Origin of the sequence: Caulobacter sp. BE264, assembly GCF_031457805.1 — a bacterium.
Classification (GTDB): domain Bacteria; phylum Pseudomonadota; class Alphaproteobacteria; order Caulobacterales; family Caulobacteraceae; genus Caulobacter.
This window is the reverse complement of sequence record NZ_JAVDXI010000013.1, coordinates 1-12,700: the sequence shown is the minus strand read 5'-3', so window position 1 is coordinate 12,700 and position 12,700 is coordinate 1. Positions and strand designations below refer to the sequence as shown.

The 12,700-nt window shown below is 65.1% G+C and carries 26 protein-coding genes; 22 read left to right on the top strand and 4 right to left on the bottom strand.

What is annotated here, in order from left to right:
• Positions 1-24 precede the first annotated feature (24 nt).
• The 4 genes from J2X45_RS19975 to J2X45_RS19960 form a co-directional block, all read right to left on the bottom strand.
• Entirely contained in the window at positions 25-150 is a 126-nt protein-coding gene (locus tag J2X45_RS19975) for a hypothetical protein (protein WP_310218424.1), read from the bottom strand.
• 1 nt (position 151) lies between these two features.
• Complete coding sequence (locus J2X45_RS19970; RefSeq protein ID WP_310218422.1) at positions 152-316, bottom strand: hypothetical protein; 165 nt, start codon at positions 314-316, stop codon at positions 152-154.
• Between the two features lie 315 nt (positions 317-631).
• Positions 632-1,051 carry a hypothetical protein gene (locus J2X45_RS19965; protein ID WP_310218421.1) on the bottom strand — a complete coding sequence of 140 codons (420 nt, stop codon included), beginning with the start codon at positions 1,049-1,051 and terminating at the stop codon, positions 632-634.
• A gap of 4 nt (positions 1,052-1,055) precedes the next feature.
• A complete protein-coding gene (locus J2X45_RS19960; RefSeq protein WP_310218417.1) occupies positions 1,056-1,307 on the bottom strand; it encodes a hypothetical protein in 252 nt (83 codons plus the stop codon).
• Positions 1,308-1,394: 87 nt separating this feature from the next.
• On the opposite strand from J2X45_RS19960, the gene J2X45_RS19955 reads away from it, so the two are divergent.
• The 22 genes from J2X45_RS19955 (at position 1,395) to J2X45_RS19850 (ending at position 12,622) form a co-directional block, all read left to right on the top strand.
• The gene (locus tag J2X45_RS19955) at positions 1,395-2,174 is read left to right on the top strand and encodes a S24 family peptidase (RefSeq protein WP_310218414.1); all 780 of its coding nucleotides are present in this window, start codon (positions 1,395-1,397) and stop codon (positions 2,172-2,174) included.
• Between the two features lie 15 nt (positions 2,175-2,189).
• Entirely contained in the window at positions 2,190-2,876 is a 687-nt protein-coding gene (locus tag J2X45_RS19950; RefSeq protein WP_310218413.1) for a hypothetical protein, read from the top strand.
• A 22-nt stretch (positions 2,877-2,898) separates the two neighbouring features.
• Positions 2,899-3,162, top strand: a complete 264-nt coding sequence (locus J2X45_RS19945) for a hypothetical protein (RefSeq protein ID WP_310218410.1) — start codon at positions 2,899-2,901, stop codon at positions 3,160-3,162.
• Positions 3,163-3,498: 336 nt separating this feature from the next.
• Positions 3,499-3,771 carry a hypothetical protein gene (locus J2X45_RS19940; RefSeq protein ID WP_310218409.1) on the top strand — a complete coding sequence of 91 codons (273 nt, stop codon included), beginning with the start codon at positions 3,499-3,501 and terminating at the stop codon, positions 3,769-3,771.
• A 5-nt stretch (positions 3,772-3,776) separates the two neighbouring features.
• Positions 3,777-4,019, top strand: a complete 243-nt coding sequence (locus tag J2X45_RS19935; RefSeq protein ID WP_310218408.1) for a hypothetical protein — start codon at positions 3,777-3,779, stop codon at positions 4,017-4,019.
• A 93-nt stretch (positions 4,020-4,112) separates the two neighbouring features.
• A complete protein-coding gene (locus J2X45_RS19930) occupies positions 4,113-4,391 on the top strand; it encodes a hypothetical protein (RefSeq protein ID WP_310218406.1) in 279 nt (92 codons plus the stop codon).
• Positions 4,392-4,404: 13 nt separating this feature from the next.
• Positions 4,405-4,671, top strand: coding sequence for a hypothetical protein (locus tag J2X45_RS19925; RefSeq protein WP_310218403.1), 267 nt, complete (start codon positions 4,405-4,407; stop codon positions 4,669-4,671).
• Positions 4,668-4,949: an acyl carrier protein gene (locus J2X45_RS19920; protein ID WP_310218401.1), complete on the top strand. Its 282-nt coding sequence runs from the start codon at positions 4,668-4,670 to the stop codon at positions 4,947-4,949. Before J2X45_RS19925 ends, J2X45_RS19920 begins: the two co-directional genes overlap by 4 nt.
• Positions 4,946-5,470, top strand: a complete 525-nt coding sequence (locus J2X45_RS19915; RefSeq protein WP_310218399.1) for a hypothetical protein — start codon at positions 4,946-4,948, stop codon at positions 5,468-5,470. Before J2X45_RS19920 ends, J2X45_RS19915 begins: the two co-directional genes overlap by 4 nt.
• A gap of 9 nt (positions 5,471-5,479) precedes the next feature.
• Positions 5,480-6,064, top strand: a complete 585-nt coding sequence (locus J2X45_RS19910) for an NUMOD4 motif-containing HNH endonuclease (protein WP_310218397.1) — start codon at positions 5,480-5,482, stop codon at positions 6,062-6,064.
• The gene (locus J2X45_RS19905) at positions 6,048-7,019 is read left to right on the top strand and encodes a PD-(D/E)XK nuclease-like domain-containing protein (RefSeq protein ID WP_310218395.1); all 972 of its coding nucleotides are present in this window, start codon (positions 6,048-6,050) and stop codon (positions 7,017-7,019) included. The genes J2X45_RS19910 and J2X45_RS19905 overlap by 17 nt, the downstream gene beginning before the upstream one ends.
• Positions 7,016-8,158: a recombinase RecT gene (locus tag J2X45_RS19900; protein WP_310218393.1), complete on the top strand. Its 1,143-nt coding sequence runs from the start codon at positions 7,016-7,018 to the stop codon at positions 8,156-8,158. The genes J2X45_RS19905 and J2X45_RS19900 overlap by 4 nt, the downstream gene beginning before the upstream one ends.
• Positions 8,158-8,538: a hypothetical protein gene (locus J2X45_RS19895; RefSeq protein WP_310218391.1), complete on the top strand. Its 381-nt coding sequence runs from the start codon at positions 8,158-8,160 to the stop codon at positions 8,536-8,538. Before J2X45_RS19900 ends, J2X45_RS19895 begins: the two co-directional genes overlap by 1 nt.
• Positions 8,538-9,128 (top strand): hypothetical protein, encoded by a 591-nt coding sequence (locus J2X45_RS19890; protein WP_310218389.1) that lies wholly within the window; start codon positions 8,538-8,540, stop codon positions 9,126-9,128. Before J2X45_RS19895 ends, J2X45_RS19890 begins: the two co-directional genes overlap by 1 nt.
• Positions 9,128-9,448: a DUF4326 domain-containing protein gene (locus J2X45_RS19885; RefSeq protein WP_310218386.1), complete on the top strand. Its 321-nt coding sequence runs from the start codon at positions 9,128-9,130 to the stop codon at positions 9,446-9,448. Before J2X45_RS19890 ends, J2X45_RS19885 begins: the two co-directional genes overlap by 1 nt.
• Positions 9,445-9,912 (top strand): hypothetical protein, encoded by a 468-nt coding sequence (locus tag J2X45_RS19880; RefSeq protein ID WP_310218384.1) that lies wholly within the window; start codon positions 9,445-9,447, stop codon positions 9,910-9,912. Before J2X45_RS19885 ends, J2X45_RS19880 begins: the two co-directional genes overlap by 4 nt.
• Positions 9,909-10,124: a hypothetical protein gene (locus J2X45_RS19875; protein WP_310218379.1), complete on the top strand. Its 216-nt coding sequence runs from the start codon at positions 9,909-9,911 to the stop codon at positions 10,122-10,124. The genes J2X45_RS19880 and J2X45_RS19875 overlap by 4 nt, the downstream gene beginning before the upstream one ends.
• Positions 10,121-10,357 carry a hypothetical protein gene (locus J2X45_RS19870; protein WP_310218377.1) on the top strand — a complete coding sequence of 79 codons (237 nt, stop codon included), beginning with the start codon at positions 10,121-10,123 and terminating at the stop codon, positions 10,355-10,357. Before J2X45_RS19875 ends, J2X45_RS19870 begins: the two co-directional genes overlap by 4 nt.
• Positions 10,354-11,019, top strand: coding sequence for an HNH endonuclease (locus J2X45_RS19865; protein ID WP_310218374.1), 666 nt, complete (start codon positions 10,354-10,356; stop codon positions 11,017-11,019). Before J2X45_RS19870 ends, J2X45_RS19865 begins: the two co-directional genes overlap by 4 nt.
• Positions 11,016-11,372: a hypothetical protein gene (locus J2X45_RS19860; RefSeq protein ID WP_310218372.1), complete on the top strand. Its 357-nt coding sequence runs from the start codon at positions 11,016-11,018 to the stop codon at positions 11,370-11,372. Before J2X45_RS19865 ends, J2X45_RS19860 begins: the two co-directional genes overlap by 4 nt.
• A gap of 173 nt (positions 11,373-11,545) precedes the next feature.
• Positions 11,546-11,875 (top strand): hypothetical protein, encoded by a 330-nt coding sequence (locus J2X45_RS19855; RefSeq protein ID WP_310218371.1) that lies wholly within the window; start codon positions 11,546-11,548, stop codon positions 11,873-11,875.
• 456 nt (positions 11,876-12,331) lie between these two features.
• On the top strand, positions 12,332-12,622 hold the full coding sequence (locus J2X45_RS19850) for a hypothetical protein (protein ID WP_310218370.1): 291 nt from the start codon (positions 12,332-12,334) through the stop codon (positions 12,620-12,622).
• Positions 12,623-12,700 lie beyond the last annotated feature (78 nt).

Below are 12,700 nucleotides of genomic sequence, written 5' to 3'. Positions count from 1 at the left end.
AGGCCCCGGCGCGTGGCCAGGCCCTCACCCGACGAGGCGGATGGCGGCGAAGATCAGGACCCAGAGCGCGAGCGACGGCAGGCCCGCCGCGATCAGGAGGCCGGGGCGATAGGCGCGCTTGGGCGAACGGGCGATGGCGGCGCGGATCACTTCACGCCTCCAGCTTTCGGATCGTGTCGGCCGCCCAACCGGCGAACCACAACGCGGCGGCCCTCGGCTGGCCGAATATCCAGCTCAGCAACACCGCCAGGACGAGGAGCGCGTAGAGCCCGCAGATCGCGAGCGAGCGAAGCGTGGCGGCGAGCCTGCGCTGCATGGTTGGCCTGTTCTTGTTGGAAGAAAGCCTCGGCGCTCTGTCCAATGACGGCGCCAAGGACTGGGAAAACGACGGACCAACCGCCGGCGGGATGCTTCCAGACTTTGTCGAGCGTTCCGCGAGAGGCTCGACCGTTCACGACCCCCTTGGCCTCATCGAGGCTCAGGGCCCATTCGCGGGCGGCGAGCTTGGCGGTGTTGCTGGGCCAGCGGAGCCGGCAGTAGGTCGCCAGAGCGTCCGAAGTCGCTCTGTCAAGGCCCAAGGTGTGCTGACAACCCGTCTCTTTGTGTCGGATTTCCAATGCGGTGACCTTCATCATGAGAAGGTCTCCGGCTGATCGGAGGTCAGGTTGAACACACGGGCATGGCCACCAGTCACGAACCGATGGACATGACAAACCCCTTCGCGATTGCAGTCGCGGCGGGGATCAAGGCTGCGAAGTACAGAGAGAAGGCCGCCGAACTTGGCGGATCGAATGGCTTGGATCGCTTCGCTGACAGGTGCAGCGATCTCGCCGAGAAGGCGCTGAACACGGGATTGCAGCGGCTGGGCCTGGAAGAACCGGACCCAGCCGCCGCCCGACAACGACCAACCCATCCCGACAGATGAGCGATCGCGCCAGTGGTCGGCGCGCGCACGCCCTTCGTTACATACGCGCGCCGCGGCAAAGCCCGCACCGGGGGGAAGGTGCTGGTGGGCCATGCCGGTCTGAATGGTGTTGCGAGCCCCCGACATGGCGTCAGGCCGCTTGCTGCGTCGTAGCGGGGCGCGGCACATCGTCCGGCCAAGCCAGATCTTCCGGCCAGTTGGCCGAGAACCACGCCATGGTGGCGTCGTACTTGCGCGCGGTGAACGAGCAGCCGGACTCGATCCGGTCGAAGAACCGCCAGTCCCCCGTCGCTAGACGTGAAATCGTGACTAGGGCCTGCTTGCGATGAGCGCTGAGAGCGGCGGCGCAGGCCAGGATGTGGCGCTTGAGGTCGGCTTCCATAAGTCGGAAGATAGTCGGAACTTTCCGACTTGGTCAATCGGAGATTTCCGTCTCGCCCATCGGGAACGCACGTCGGATAGTTCCGACATGCCAACCGAGATCGACAAAACGCGCGAGAACGTCCGGCGAGCGCTGGACGAGGCGTCGGTCGACCCTGTTCCGCTTGCAATTAAGCTGGGGAAGGGGCGCGACTACATCACCGACTTTCTCAAGGGGCGTAAGCAGAAGCTCCCGATTGAGGTACTGGCCGACATTGCCGCGCATACGGGTTACGCGAGCGCCGATCATCTTCGTCGCGGCATCAAGGATGCGGCCGTCGATCGCGATGCGGCGTTTCTGTCGCTAAAGGCTTCGCACGCTCCAAAGGGGAGCTTGGCCTCTCCTCCCGTTTCTGTCGTACCCCCCATTAAGGATATCGCCCGGCGCATCCCGGTTGTCGGAGATGTTCAGGCGGGGGTCTGGTTGGAAGCGGTGGCGCGGGAGACGTACGAAGTTGAGGAGTATCTCGCGCTCGACGTCGCCGGCTACGAGAGCGCCAGGCTGCGGGCGATGCGCGTAGTCGGGCCATCGATGAACAAGGTCTATGCGCCTGGTCGGTTCGTCGTGCTTGCGGATCCGGCCGAAGCTGGCCTGCAGCCTGGCGATCACGTCGTCATCGAGCGCCGCAAGGACACGCTCACCGAGATCACGCTGAAGGAATACGTCGAGGAACCGGACGGCCGGATCGCGTTCTGGCCGCGTAGCGATCACCCTGACTTCCAAGAGCCGATCTACCTTCGATCGCGCGATGAGATCGACCAGGACGGCGTGTCGGTTATCGGCGTCGTCGTGGCGGATTACGGGCGCCGCTACCGGACTGGTGGATAGCGCATGAGGGGTTCAATGAAGATCGTCGGACCATTCGTCGGAGCGCTTGTCGCGGCTTCGCCGGTAGCGGCGCAAGACCTCGTATCGCGGTCACTTCCGGCCGTGGGCTCTACGGCTGAAGCTGAAGTCGGCCAAGCCGTCCTGACGTCGGAGCGCTACTACACCGCCCCCGCCGTCCGCTTGGAAAAGCTGGTCAAGTCCAGCTCGATCATGGGCAACAAGATCATGCTGCCCGCCGGCCTCTACACCCTCACGGCTGAGACGGAGAAGGGGCGCTACTACCAATCCAACATTGGCGTCACGCTCCAGTACCTCGGCATCAAGACCCCATGGAAGAAGGCCGGGTTGTTCATGCCGGCCAGCGGCGGTGCCGTTCAGGCCTATTGGGAAAATGACTTGGGCATGCGCGCGACGGGGGCCGTCGAAGGCGCGAGCGTAGTGGAGGCCGGAGCCTTGGACCTCGGGCCCGACGGCTATCGCGTCCAACTGCTCTACACAGGAGCCTCGGGCGGAGTCGTCACGCTCTCGTACCGGGAATTCATGCGAGACCTATCGCGCCCGGCCTTCACCCAGGCGCTGACCTACGACCTCTCGAGCGGCGATGAGATTGGCTTTCGCGGCGCCCGGATCAAAGTGACCAGCGCGACCAATGTGTCCATGACCTACACGGTGCTCAAGCCGCTGGACGCGCCCACGCCTTAACCTCTTTCCCCTGGAGGGGTGAATGACCAAAGACGACTACACGGAAATACAAGGGCGGATCGTCGCGCTAGAACTAATGATGCGCGGCGTTTGGACCGGCCTGGCCGCAAGGGCCCCGTCCGGGGAGTTGGAGCGAAACCGGGTCGCTGCTTTGGACACCATGCGACTGCTAAACCCAGATGGCGACACTTACCGCGAGGAAGTGCTCATGGTCGCAGCAGAACATATCGACCAACACTTTCAGGCTATTGCGAACCGCCTTCGTTCTGCGGGGTTTGAGCCCTAGCCTTCTTAATCGTGATGCGTTCGCCTGGAACTGCCATTGAGCCCACGACGGGTGCGGATTGACGGCGATCGATAGCATCCAGAAGGGTGCATAACCCCGCAATGAAGCGCTCACCCTGACTGAGCGCCTGGCCGTTAGGTGCGGGCCGGAACCAATCGAACATCTCAACCTCCTGACAGCCCGGCCGAGCGCCGGGCTTTTTCGCTGAGCCATCGCAGCGTCGAATCAATATCCGACTTTTGGTCGGAAAATGTGTCGGACTTTTCCGACTTTTCCGTTGACGGTCGGAAATCTCCGACTTAAGGTCCTCTCATCAACCGATGAGGACCGCCGCCGATGGCCGCCGACACCTTCGCCGCCAAGCTTGCTGAGATCGACGCCAAGTTCGCCGGTCGCGCTGCGCCGGTTCGCCCGGTTCACAAGGGCCTGGGCGTCACCGCCAGCCCGCAAGCCTCGGTCGACTTCCTGAACGATCGTCTGGCGGCTCAGGGCGTGATCGGCGAGCGGGTCGAGTACGCGGTCGAGCGGATCGACGGCGTCGTGATCCCGGCGGACCATGGCTACCGCTACGGCGGCAAGGCCTCGGCTCTGCGCACGGCTGCGGAGTGATCGCGATGACGACCGAACCCCTCCTGTTCTGGTGCTCGGGCGGCGACGTGATGATGCGCGTAGGTCCGACCGCTGTCCGCATCGACGCTGAGACCCAGGAAGAGATCCTGGCCGACTACGAGGTCCAGCGCCGCGCCGCAGAGGCTCGCAAGGCCGACACCCTGCTGCTGGAGACCGTCAAGCGCTCATTCCAGCTCACGCGCGCCCGCATCGAAGCGGGTCGGTGGGCTCGCGCGGGGATTGCCTGACATGCCCGCCGATCTCAGCGCCGGCGCCGCCGCCAAACTCCTTTCCGCCTTCGCCGTCCTGGTGGCCATGGCCGCCTTGCTCTGGAGCTTCGTATGACCGCGACCGTCACCGAACTTCGCCCGCGCCCTGCCTACATCGCCGACAACGGCGTGGTCCGCGACAGCACGGGCCGGGCCATGAGCTTCGAACTCGCCGACCTTCTGTTGGTGGAGCAGATGCGCGAGGCCCACGAACACCTCGAGGCCGGACGCTTCGGCGCGGCGCTCGCCCTGGTGAAGCGCGCTGACCAACTCCTCGCCGCCCGCGTGGCCGCGACCGAGTTCGTCCTCGCCCAATCCCAACAACCGACCCCGCCGAACACGGCGGCCTGAAGAGGGGGAACCCATGCAAATCGGTATCACGCCAGAGGTCCGCACGCTGGCGCTCGAACTGGCCAACTTCGGCCGCGCCGCTGAGACGACCCTGACGGGCTTCTCGACCGAGGCCAGCCTTCGCCGCCTCGTCACGGACCTCAAGACGGCCAAGGGCACGGTTCGCAATCTGGAGCGGGCGATCAAGGCCCGGCTCGCCAGCCAAGCCGCCCAGGAGCGGGAAGAGGCGCGCCGCCGGATGATCAGCCACAAGCCCGCCGGCCAATCGGTGATCGCATGAGCGAGTTGACCGCAACCCAGCGCGCCATCCGCATCATCGTCGCCCAGCACCTGCCCGGCGTGCCGACCGACCGCGCGACGTCCTACGCCGACCGGATCCACGTCAACACGCCGCTCTCGCACATCGGCCTGACCGACGGCGCCTATGTCGCCGCGACCCTGGCGATTGAGGCGGCTTACGGCTTCGACCTGCCGGACGAGCTTTGGGAAGGCGCCAAGACGGTCGCCGACATCGCGGCCTTGGTGGATCGGTACGCCAGCGCGGAGGCGGCGGCGTGAGCGATATCGGCTTCCACGTCTGGAACCCGGCCGGCCGACTGCCGACCTACACCCACCCGACGTTCCTTGCGGCATGGGCGGAAAAGGACCGGCTGCAGGCCCTGCACCCGGACCAGCGCTTCGTCGTGATGATGCCTTGCGAGAACATGTCGGGCATCGGCTACGGCCTCGGGTTCACCGCTGGCCGTAAGGAAGCCCAGGACGACGCGGTTCGCCTGATCGACCGGGCGCAACAGCGGGCAGAGCAGAAGACCGCTGAAGCTGCGGAACTGCGCCGCGACTTGAAGGCCCTTCGACCATTCCTCGAAGACGTCGAGGCCTATCAGTCGATCGTCGCCGACTGCCTCCTTTGGATCCAGGGGTTCAACGCCGCTTACGCAGGCCGCGAGTCCTACGAACGGCCCGACACGCCCAGCGTCGAACGGCTGCGAGACCTGAACGCAGCCCTGCAGCGGCTCATGCGTGACCACTCCGCCGCGAACGGGCGCCCGGCGCTCGATGACAGCGAAATCCCCTTCTAGGAGCCCGCCATGATCACGCTTCCCGATGGCGTCTATCTCGACCTCTCCGACGAACAGTGGCGGCCGGTTCCTGGCGAAGACCTTCTGGCTTCCGACCGAGGTCGCATCGCGCGGCCGAACGGCAAGGTGCTTGCGCTTGGCACCGATCGGAACGGCTATCGCTTTGTCCGGCTGTACCGCAACGGTCGCTGTTCGTCTCTCATGGTAGGCCCCCTGGTCTGCGCCGCGTTCCACGGGTTGCGGCCGTCGGCCGACCACCAAGCCGATCATATTGACAGCGATCGGACGAACAACTCGCCGTGGAACCTTCGCTGGCTGACGCGGTCTGAGAACTTGGCCAGGGCGAGCACTACGAAGGGACGGAAACTCGGCCCCAGGGCTGCGGCGGTGTTCGGCGAGGATCATCCCTCTGCGAAGCTGAGCGCATCAGACGTTCGCGCGATCCGCGCCCGCTACCGCAAGGGAAGTCGCGATGACGGCCTGAAAGCTCTCGCCAGGACCTACGGCGTCGCCTTCGCGAGCATTGCCGGCATCGTGACCGGCCGCACCTGGAAACACCTTGAAGATGGAGTTCGAAATGATCGAGCTGCCTGACGGCGTTTACATTGGCCTGAGCGACGAGAAATATTTCGCGCAGGACCGGCTTGGGTCAACTGACCTAGTCGTGCTTCATCGCGATCCTGCGTCTTGGTACTACGGCTCTCGGCACAATCCGGACCGGCCGATCCGCACGCCGTCTCCTGAGATGCAGTTCGGGTCGGCGCTTCACGCGCTCGTTCTTGAGGGCGAGGCCGTCTATCAGGACAAGGCCGTCATTTCGCCCTTCGAGGACTTCCGCTCGAAGGAAGCGCGCATCTGGCGCGACGACGCGATCATTCGCGGCAAAATCATCATGACCGAGGACATGGACCGGCGCGTCCGCCACATGGCCGCGCTGATCTTGAACCATCCCGAGCTTGGCGCGCCGATGCGCGGCGGCATGTCGGAGGTCGCGATCCTCTGGACGGACCCGTCCGGCGTGAAGCTGCGGGCCAAGATCGACAAGCTACTCCCCAAGTTCGCGATCGACCTGAAGTCCTATGGCGGCGACGCCAAGGGCCGGACGATCAAGGAGCAATGCCTAAACCTGGTCGCGTCGCGGTCCATGGACGTGCAGCGCTTCATGTACTGGCGCGCCCGGCAACAGATGGCCGCGCTCCCGATCTACGGCGGTACGCCTGATCAACAAGCCTGGATCAAGCGCGTCGCGGCCGTTGAGGATTGGGACTGGTGCTGGATCTTCTACCGGCGCCGGGACGATGAGCGCGGCACGGCCCCGATCGTTCAGCCCGTCATCCGCCCGACCAACGACGCCAGCTTCGACAGCGGGCGGCAGAAGATGGACGTGGCCCTCGCCAACTACCGGACCTTCCGCGACCGCTTCGGCTTCGACGTGCCTTGGGCCGTCGTCGAGCAACAGTGGATGCCAAAGGACCACGACTTCCCGCCCTGGCTCTCCGAAGTCTCCGACCCCGTCACCTTTCCCGCCGATCAGGAACAAGCCGCATGAGCACCGCCGTCGCCACCCGCCAGGACACCGCAGCCCAGCCGCCAAGCACGCTCGCGGCCGTCCGCAAGATGCAGGACCAGTTCGCCCTGGCGCTGCCCGATCACGTCTCGCCTGAGAAGTTCGTGCGCGTTGTCGTGACGGCGATTCAGTCGAACCCGGACCTCCAGCGCGCCGACCGAGACTCGATCCTTGGCGCCGCGCTCAAGTGCGCTCAGGACGGCCTCATTCCCGACGGCCGGGAAGCTGCCCTCGTCGTGTACAGCGGCAAGGCCCAATACATGCCGATGATCGCAGGCATCCTGGCGAAGGTGCGGCGCTCCGGCGAGATGAGCACGATCGGCGCCCATGTCGTCTATGAGAACGACGCCTTCACCTATGTCTTGGGTGACGAGGAGCGGATCGAGCACTCGCCGGCCCTGACCAATCGCGGCAAGCCGATCGCCGCCTATGCCATCGCCAAGACCAAGGACGGCGGGCTCTACCGCGAAGTCATGTCGGTGGATCAGATCAATCAGGTCCGCAACGTCAGCAAGGCCAAGAACGCCGGGCCCTGGTCGCAATGGTGGGACGAGATGGCGCGCAAGACGGTGCTGCGCCGCCTCTCGAAGCGCCTGCCCATGTCGACCGACCTGCAGCAGATCTTCGATCGCGACAACGACCACTACGACCTTCGCGCCCAATCGCAAGGCGAGGCGACGCTTCGGCGGCTTCATGCGGACTTCGACGACCCCGCGCCGCCCGCGATTGATGACACGGCCAACACCGTCACCGACGCCACCTTCGAAGACGCGCCGGCGTCGGACGCCGCCGACGACGACTTCCCCGGCGACAAGCCCGCCCAACAGGCCGAGCAGCCACGCCAGGAAGCCCAGAAGCCAGCGGAAGGCGTCAGCACCGCATCCCAAGCCCTGACGACCGTGGCGGCGCGGCTCCAGGCCTTCCGCGCCCAAGTGTCCAAGGCCCCGAACACCCGCGAGATGCAGGCCCTTTGGTCGCGGTCAGCGCAACTCCGCAACGACATCGACGCGGGCGACCCGGACGAGGTCGGCACGTCGGCTGAACTGGAGTCGTGGTTCCAAGAGACCTACGCCGCCAAGGAAGCCGAGGAAAAGGCCGAGCGCGCGAAGGGCGGTGCTTGATGCGACAGCTCTCCCTCTTGGACGTGTTCCGTGACACCGCCTGGGAACGCCGCATGGGCGGCGTCGGGTCAGATGTCGGCGGCGCCTTCCGCGTGAAGTCCTGCATCGACGGCGGAGACCTACGTATCATCGCCAGCAATGGCGCGGGCTGGGATCACGTCTCGGTCAGCCGCGCCAACCGCTGCCCGAACTGGCCGGAGATGGAGCAGGTCAAGCGCCTGTTCTTCCGCGACGACGAAACGGCCATGCAACTGCATGTGCCGCCGGTCGACCACATCAACTGTCACGACTTCTGCCTGCACCTCTGGCGTCCGCACGGCGTGGAGATCCCACGCCCGCCGGCGTTCATGGTCGGTCCCTCGTCCGGGAGGGCGGCTTGATGGCCTTCGGTACCCTGACCAAGCCCTCCAAGCGGGTGCAGTCGCGCTCGCATCTTGAGTTCATCCGCCAACTCCCGTGCGTCCAGTGCGCGATTGAGGGGCGCGAGACCTACGGCGTCGACGCGGCGCACGTGTCTTTCGCGTTCCCCGGCTGGGCGCATCGGGGGAAGGGGACGAAGGTCGACGATGCGCGCGCGGTGCCGTCATGCCGGACTCACCACGACGAGCAACACGCCGACGGCAACGAGCGGCGCTATTGGGCGCGCTACCGGCTGAACCCGGTCCTGTTCTGCCAGGCGCTCGTCGACTGCGACGGTGATCTCGTGCGAGGCGCCCAAGTGGTCCGCGACTACGCCGATCACGCCCGGCGCGGCCTGCCGACGGTCCACGTCGCAACCGGGCCCGTGACCAGGCGCGCCGCCGGGCCGGTGCCGGTCACGATCACCGCGCACCTCGCGACGCGGCCCGCCGACGAGCACGGGAATGTCGCCGTCCTGATCCCGCGCGAGGCCGGCCTCAAGGACGCGCCCTGCGAACTGGTCTGGGTCGCCCCGACCGCTGTCCAACCCACCGAACCGAGGAGCGCCTGATGGCCGAGCGCCCGATCCGCGTCCAACTACGCCGGGCCAAGGGCTGGCGGATGCCCGACAACACCGTGAAGGTCGATCGCTCGACCCAATGGGGGAACCACGACTTCATCGTAGGGGAGGACGGCGACGCCGAACACTGCGTCGAGATGTTCCACCACGACCTCAACAAGTTCGCCGTGTTCCACCCGGGGAAGTTCGACGACTGGATAGCGCCTCTTCGCGGCAAGAACCTCGCTTGCTGGTGCGCCCTGGATGCGCCGTGCCACGCGGACGTTCTGCTCGAGCTCGCTAACGCCGAACCAGCGCGAGGTGCAGCATGAGCGCCCGGTACGCCTCCGACACCTCTGTCTCCGTCGAGAAGTCCCGCATGGAGATCGAGCGGACCCTGTCGCGCTACGGCGCCGACGCCTTCGCTTACTACTCCGAGGCCGACAGGGCCGCGATCGCCTTCCGGATGACCGGCCGGCAGATCAAGTTCGTCCTGCAGCTGCCGAAGCGCGACGAGCGAGAGTTCACCCATCACAGCCGCGGCGAGCGCACCGCAGACGCCGCCCTGGCGGCTTGGGAGCAGGCCTGCCGTCAACGCTGGCGCGCCCTGAACCTGGTGATCAAGGCGAAGCTGGAGGCGGTGTCCGCCGGGATCACCAGCGTCGAAGACGAGTTCCTGGCCCATACCGTCCTGCCCGACGGCTCGACCGTCGGGCAATGGGCCAAGCCGCAGATCGCCGCCGTCTACCAGACCGGCTCAATGCCCGACCGGCTGATGCTGGAGGGGCCGCGATGATGCGCCTGACCATCCACGCTGCCGACTGTGACGAGGCCGCGTTAGGCGTCGAAGCCATCCGCGTTACCCAGAAGGACGGTTCGCGAAGCGCTCTCATGCTCTTCGGTGACGAGCACCGCTCCACACACCGCGTCTTGGTCAACGAGACGCCCGCTGGGTTCACCGCCCGCGTTCAAGCCATCCCCGCTTCCACGAAGGACATTGAGGCATGAAGAACAAACTCACCGACCTCAATAATCACCTGTTCGCCCAGCTCGAGCGCCTCTCGGACGAGGACCTGAAACCCGAGGAGATCGCCCAGGAGGTCAGCCGCACGGAGGCGATCGTCAGCGTCTCAGAGCAGATTGTGCGCAATGCAGACCTGCAGCTCAAAGCGGTGGCGATCTTGGCGCAACACGAGCGCATGCGTCCGCATCTCACTATGATCGGGACCGACCGGGAATGAAGGGGCACTGGATCAAGTACAGCGCCGAGGAACTGGCCTGGCTGTCAGCCAACCGGACCATGCCGATCAGCGACTACGCGCGCGCCTTCAACGAGGCCTTCGCCCGCGATGTAGCGCCGGCGAACCTGCACGCGCTTCGCAAGCGGCAAGGATGGAAGACCGGCCGCACCGGACAGTTCACAAAGGGGCAGGAGCCGGCCAACAAAGGTGTTCCGTGCCCGCCCGGTGTAGGCGCCCACCATCCGAAAGCCGTCGCAACTCGCTTTAAGAAGGGGCACGGCAGGTCCGGCGTGGCGGTCGACCTTTACAAGCCGATCGGAACCGAACGGATCAGCAAGGACGGCTATCCCGAACGCAAGATCAACGACGACATGCCGCTTCAGGGGCGCTGGCGAGCGATCCACCTGATCAACTGGGAAGCCGCGAACGGGCCTATCCCCAAAGGCTACTGCCTCAAGTCCAAGGACGGGACGAAGACCAATTCCGACCCGTCCAACTGGATGCTGATCGAGCGCGCGTTGCTGCCTGCTCTAAACGGTGGCCGGCACAAGCAGCGGCTGGCCTTCAATGAGGCGCATCCTGATGTCCGACCTACCCTGGTGGCCTTGGCCACTGTTGAGCACAAGGCCCGCCAAGCGCGGCGCCGGAAGGAGCCCGCATGACCCAGGCCGTGACCACGCCCGCCAAGAGCCTGGGCGAGAAGCTGTATGAGGCACTAGCCAGCGCGATGGGTGACGGCATCCCATGGTCCGCCTTGACCGTGGAGGAGATCAACCTCTCTGAAAAAGCTGCGATAGCCTTCGCCGCCTCGCTCTCTCACGACGAGACCGCGAACGCAGTCATCACCGACCTACGCCAGCGCCTCCAAGCGGCTGATGAACGGGCTGAGACGCTTGCGGCTGTCGCAGAGCGTGCTCGCGAGGAACTGCGCCTGATCCGCGCCAAGGACAGCGACGCCGTTTATGACACCACGCTTCGCCTGGACATGGCGCTCGCTCTCAAGACGGGGGCTTGATCCATGCAAACGCTCTACGTCTGCCGGTCATGCGGGAAGAGGTGGTGTCCAGATGACGACCGCCTCTGCTCCTGCCCGAACCCGTTTCCGACCAACGATCTAGCCCACGAAGACGAAGGCAATCGCCGCCAACGTCGCGCCTCCCTCAAGATCGGCCGCGCGAGGACACGCCTATGACTAGCCCGAATGAACTTGAAGGAGCGGGCGACAACCTGATCGACGAGCTGATGACCATGTTCGCCGATGGGTACGTCGATAAGCTGACCTATCGCGCGGCCAAGGAGATCGTTCGCCTAGAGGAAGCACTCGCCTCTATCACCCGCGAGCGAGACGAGGCGCGGGCTTTGCTGGGCGTCGAAAGCATCAACGGGGTGCTCGGGTACTGCCTGGAGCAGGATCGTTGCGGATGCGGGGGCGATGTTCCGGCTATCCGCGCCACTTGCGACAACTGGTGCAAGCTCAAAGAGCAGTCCGCCGCCCTTGTTAACGGGGAGGTCGGGTAGATGGCTGATGAACTTCTTCCCTGCCCGTTTCACACGCAATCGGCAGGACGTCCTGAAAACAACTTTCCCTATGCCGCGCCGAAGCTGGTTCAAGGGTTCCGCTGGCAAGTGCGGTGTGGATGCTGCGCGGAAGGACCCAGCATGGGCAGTCGCGAAGCGGCCATCGCCGCCTGGAACACCCGCGCACAAGGCCCCGGCCCCACCTCGCCATGCTACGAGTGTGGAACCGACAACCTTATCGGGCCTATCTGCGGAGGCTGTAACCCCGAGATCGCGGCGATGGTTGATGGAGGCCCCGGCCCTGGTGAGGCTGTGGCTTGGCGCGTGAAGGACTTCGCAGACGGCTGGACCCTTTACGCGAACAAGGACGCGGCCGATGTGGCGTCCCTAGCCTCTTCAGGCGCTTTGGTCGAAGCGCTTGGCGTGATCGCCGCCACTCCTACAAGGGAGGGGTGAATGAAGCTGAAGATAAAAGGATCGGAAGAGCTTAAAGCTCAGCCAATGGTCAAGACATTCAAGTACCGTCTGAAAGATCGCCACGCTAGGAAGGCGCTTGCCGCCCATGCGTATGCCTGCAATCAGGTCTGGAATTGGTGCGTGGCCCAGCATCACGACATGACGGCCCGCTACGCCGCCGGCGCTCCGCATCGGAAGTGGCTAAGTGCATTTGATCTAGCGAGACTATGCAAAGGCGTAGGCGCGGATCTTGGTATTCATCAACAGACCGTTCGTAGCCATCCGGCGTAGGCCGCAGGTGGTGGCGCTTCATCGGAACGATTGATGATCCTGCCTGTAGGCTTCGAGCAGGGCCTTTAGCGCTTCGAC

What these genes read in the sequence shown, in the direction of transcription:
- J2X45_RS19970 (WP_310218422.1), bottom strand. Translation starts at nt 316, where the DNA reads ATGCAGCGCAGGCTCGCCGCCACGCTTCGCTCGCTCGCGATCTGCGGG.
- J2X45_RS19965 (WP_310218421.1), bottom strand. Translation starts at nt 1,051, where the DNA reads ATGTCGGGGGCTCGCAACACCATTCAGACCGGCATGGCCCACCAGCAC.
- J2X45_RS19960 (WP_310218417.1), bottom strand. Translation starts at nt 1,307, where the DNA reads ATGGAAGCCGACCTCAAGCGCCACATCCTGGCCTGCGCCGCCGCTCTC.
- J2X45_RS19955 (WP_310218414.1), top strand. Translation starts at nt 1,395, where the DNA reads ATGCCAACCGAGATCGACAAAACGCGCGAGAACGTCCGGCGAGCGCTG.
- J2X45_RS19950 (WP_310218413.1), top strand. Translation starts at nt 2,190, where the DNA reads ATGAAGATCGTCGGACCATTCGTCGGAGCGCTTGTCGCGGCTTCGCCG.
- J2X45_RS19945 (WP_310218410.1), top strand. Translation starts at nt 2,899, where the DNA reads ATGACCAAAGACGACTACACGGAAATACAAGGGCGGATCGTCGCGCTA.
- J2X45_RS19940 (WP_310218409.1), top strand. Translation starts at nt 3,499, where the DNA reads ATGGCCGCCGACACCTTCGCCGCCAAGCTTGCTGAGATCGACGCCAAG.
- J2X45_RS19935 (WP_310218408.1), top strand. Translation starts at nt 3,777, where the DNA reads ATGACGACCGAACCCCTCCTGTTCTGGTGCTCGGGCGGCGACGTGATG.
- J2X45_RS19930 (WP_310218406.1), top strand. Translation starts at nt 4,113, where the DNA reads ATGACCGCGACCGTCACCGAACTTCGCCCGCGCCCTGCCTACATCGCC.
- J2X45_RS19925 (WP_310218403.1), top strand. Translation starts at nt 4,405, where the DNA reads ATGCAAATCGGTATCACGCCAGAGGTCCGCACGCTGGCGCTCGAACTG.
- J2X45_RS19920 (WP_310218401.1), top strand. Translation starts at nt 4,668, where the DNA reads ATGAGCGAGTTGACCGCAACCCAGCGCGCCATCCGCATCATCGTCGCC.
- J2X45_RS19910 (WP_310218397.1), top strand. Translation starts at nt 5,480, where the DNA reads ATGATCACGCTTCCCGATGGCGTCTATCTCGACCTCTCCGACGAACAG.
- J2X45_RS19905 (WP_310218395.1), top strand. Translation starts at nt 6,048, where the DNA reads ATGATCGAGCTGCCTGACGGCGTTTACATTGGCCTGAGCGACGAGAAA.
- J2X45_RS19900 (WP_310218393.1), top strand. Translation starts at nt 7,016, where the DNA reads ATGAGCACCGCCGTCGCCACCCGCCAGGACACCGCAGCCCAGCCGCCA.
- J2X45_RS19895 (WP_310218391.1), top strand. Translation starts at nt 8,158, where the DNA reads ATGCGACAGCTCTCCCTCTTGGACGTGTTCCGTGACACCGCCTGGGAA.
- J2X45_RS19890 (WP_310218389.1), top strand. Translation starts at nt 8,538, where the DNA reads ATGGCCTTCGGTACCCTGACCAAGCCCTCCAAGCGGGTGCAGTCGCGC.
- J2X45_RS19885 (WP_310218386.1), top strand. Translation starts at nt 9,128, where the DNA reads ATGGCCGAGCGCCCGATCCGCGTCCAACTACGCCGGGCCAAGGGCTGG.
- J2X45_RS19880 (WP_310218384.1), top strand. Translation starts at nt 9,445, where the DNA reads ATGAGCGCCCGGTACGCCTCCGACACCTCTGTCTCCGTCGAGAAGTCC.
- J2X45_RS19875 (WP_310218379.1), top strand. Translation starts at nt 9,909, where the DNA reads ATGATGCGCCTGACCATCCACGCTGCCGACTGTGACGAGGCCGCGTTA.
- J2X45_RS19870 (WP_310218377.1), top strand. Translation starts at nt 10,121, where the DNA reads ATGAAGAACAAACTCACCGACCTCAATAATCACCTGTTCGCCCAGCTC.
- J2X45_RS19865 (WP_310218374.1), top strand. Translation starts at nt 10,354, where the DNA reads ATGAAGGGGCACTGGATCAAGTACAGCGCCGAGGAACTGGCCTGGCTG.
- J2X45_RS19860 (WP_310218372.1), top strand. Translation starts at nt 11,016, where the DNA reads ATGACCCAGGCCGTGACCACGCCCGCCAAGAGCCTGGGCGAGAAGCTG.
- J2X45_RS19855 (WP_310218371.1), top strand. Translation starts at nt 11,546, where the DNA reads ATGACTAGCCCGAATGAACTTGAAGGAGCGGGCGACAACCTGATCGAC.
- J2X45_RS19850 (WP_310218370.1), top strand. Translation starts at nt 12,332, where the DNA reads ATGAAGCTGAAGATAAAAGGATCGGAAGAGCTTAAAGCTCAGCCAATG.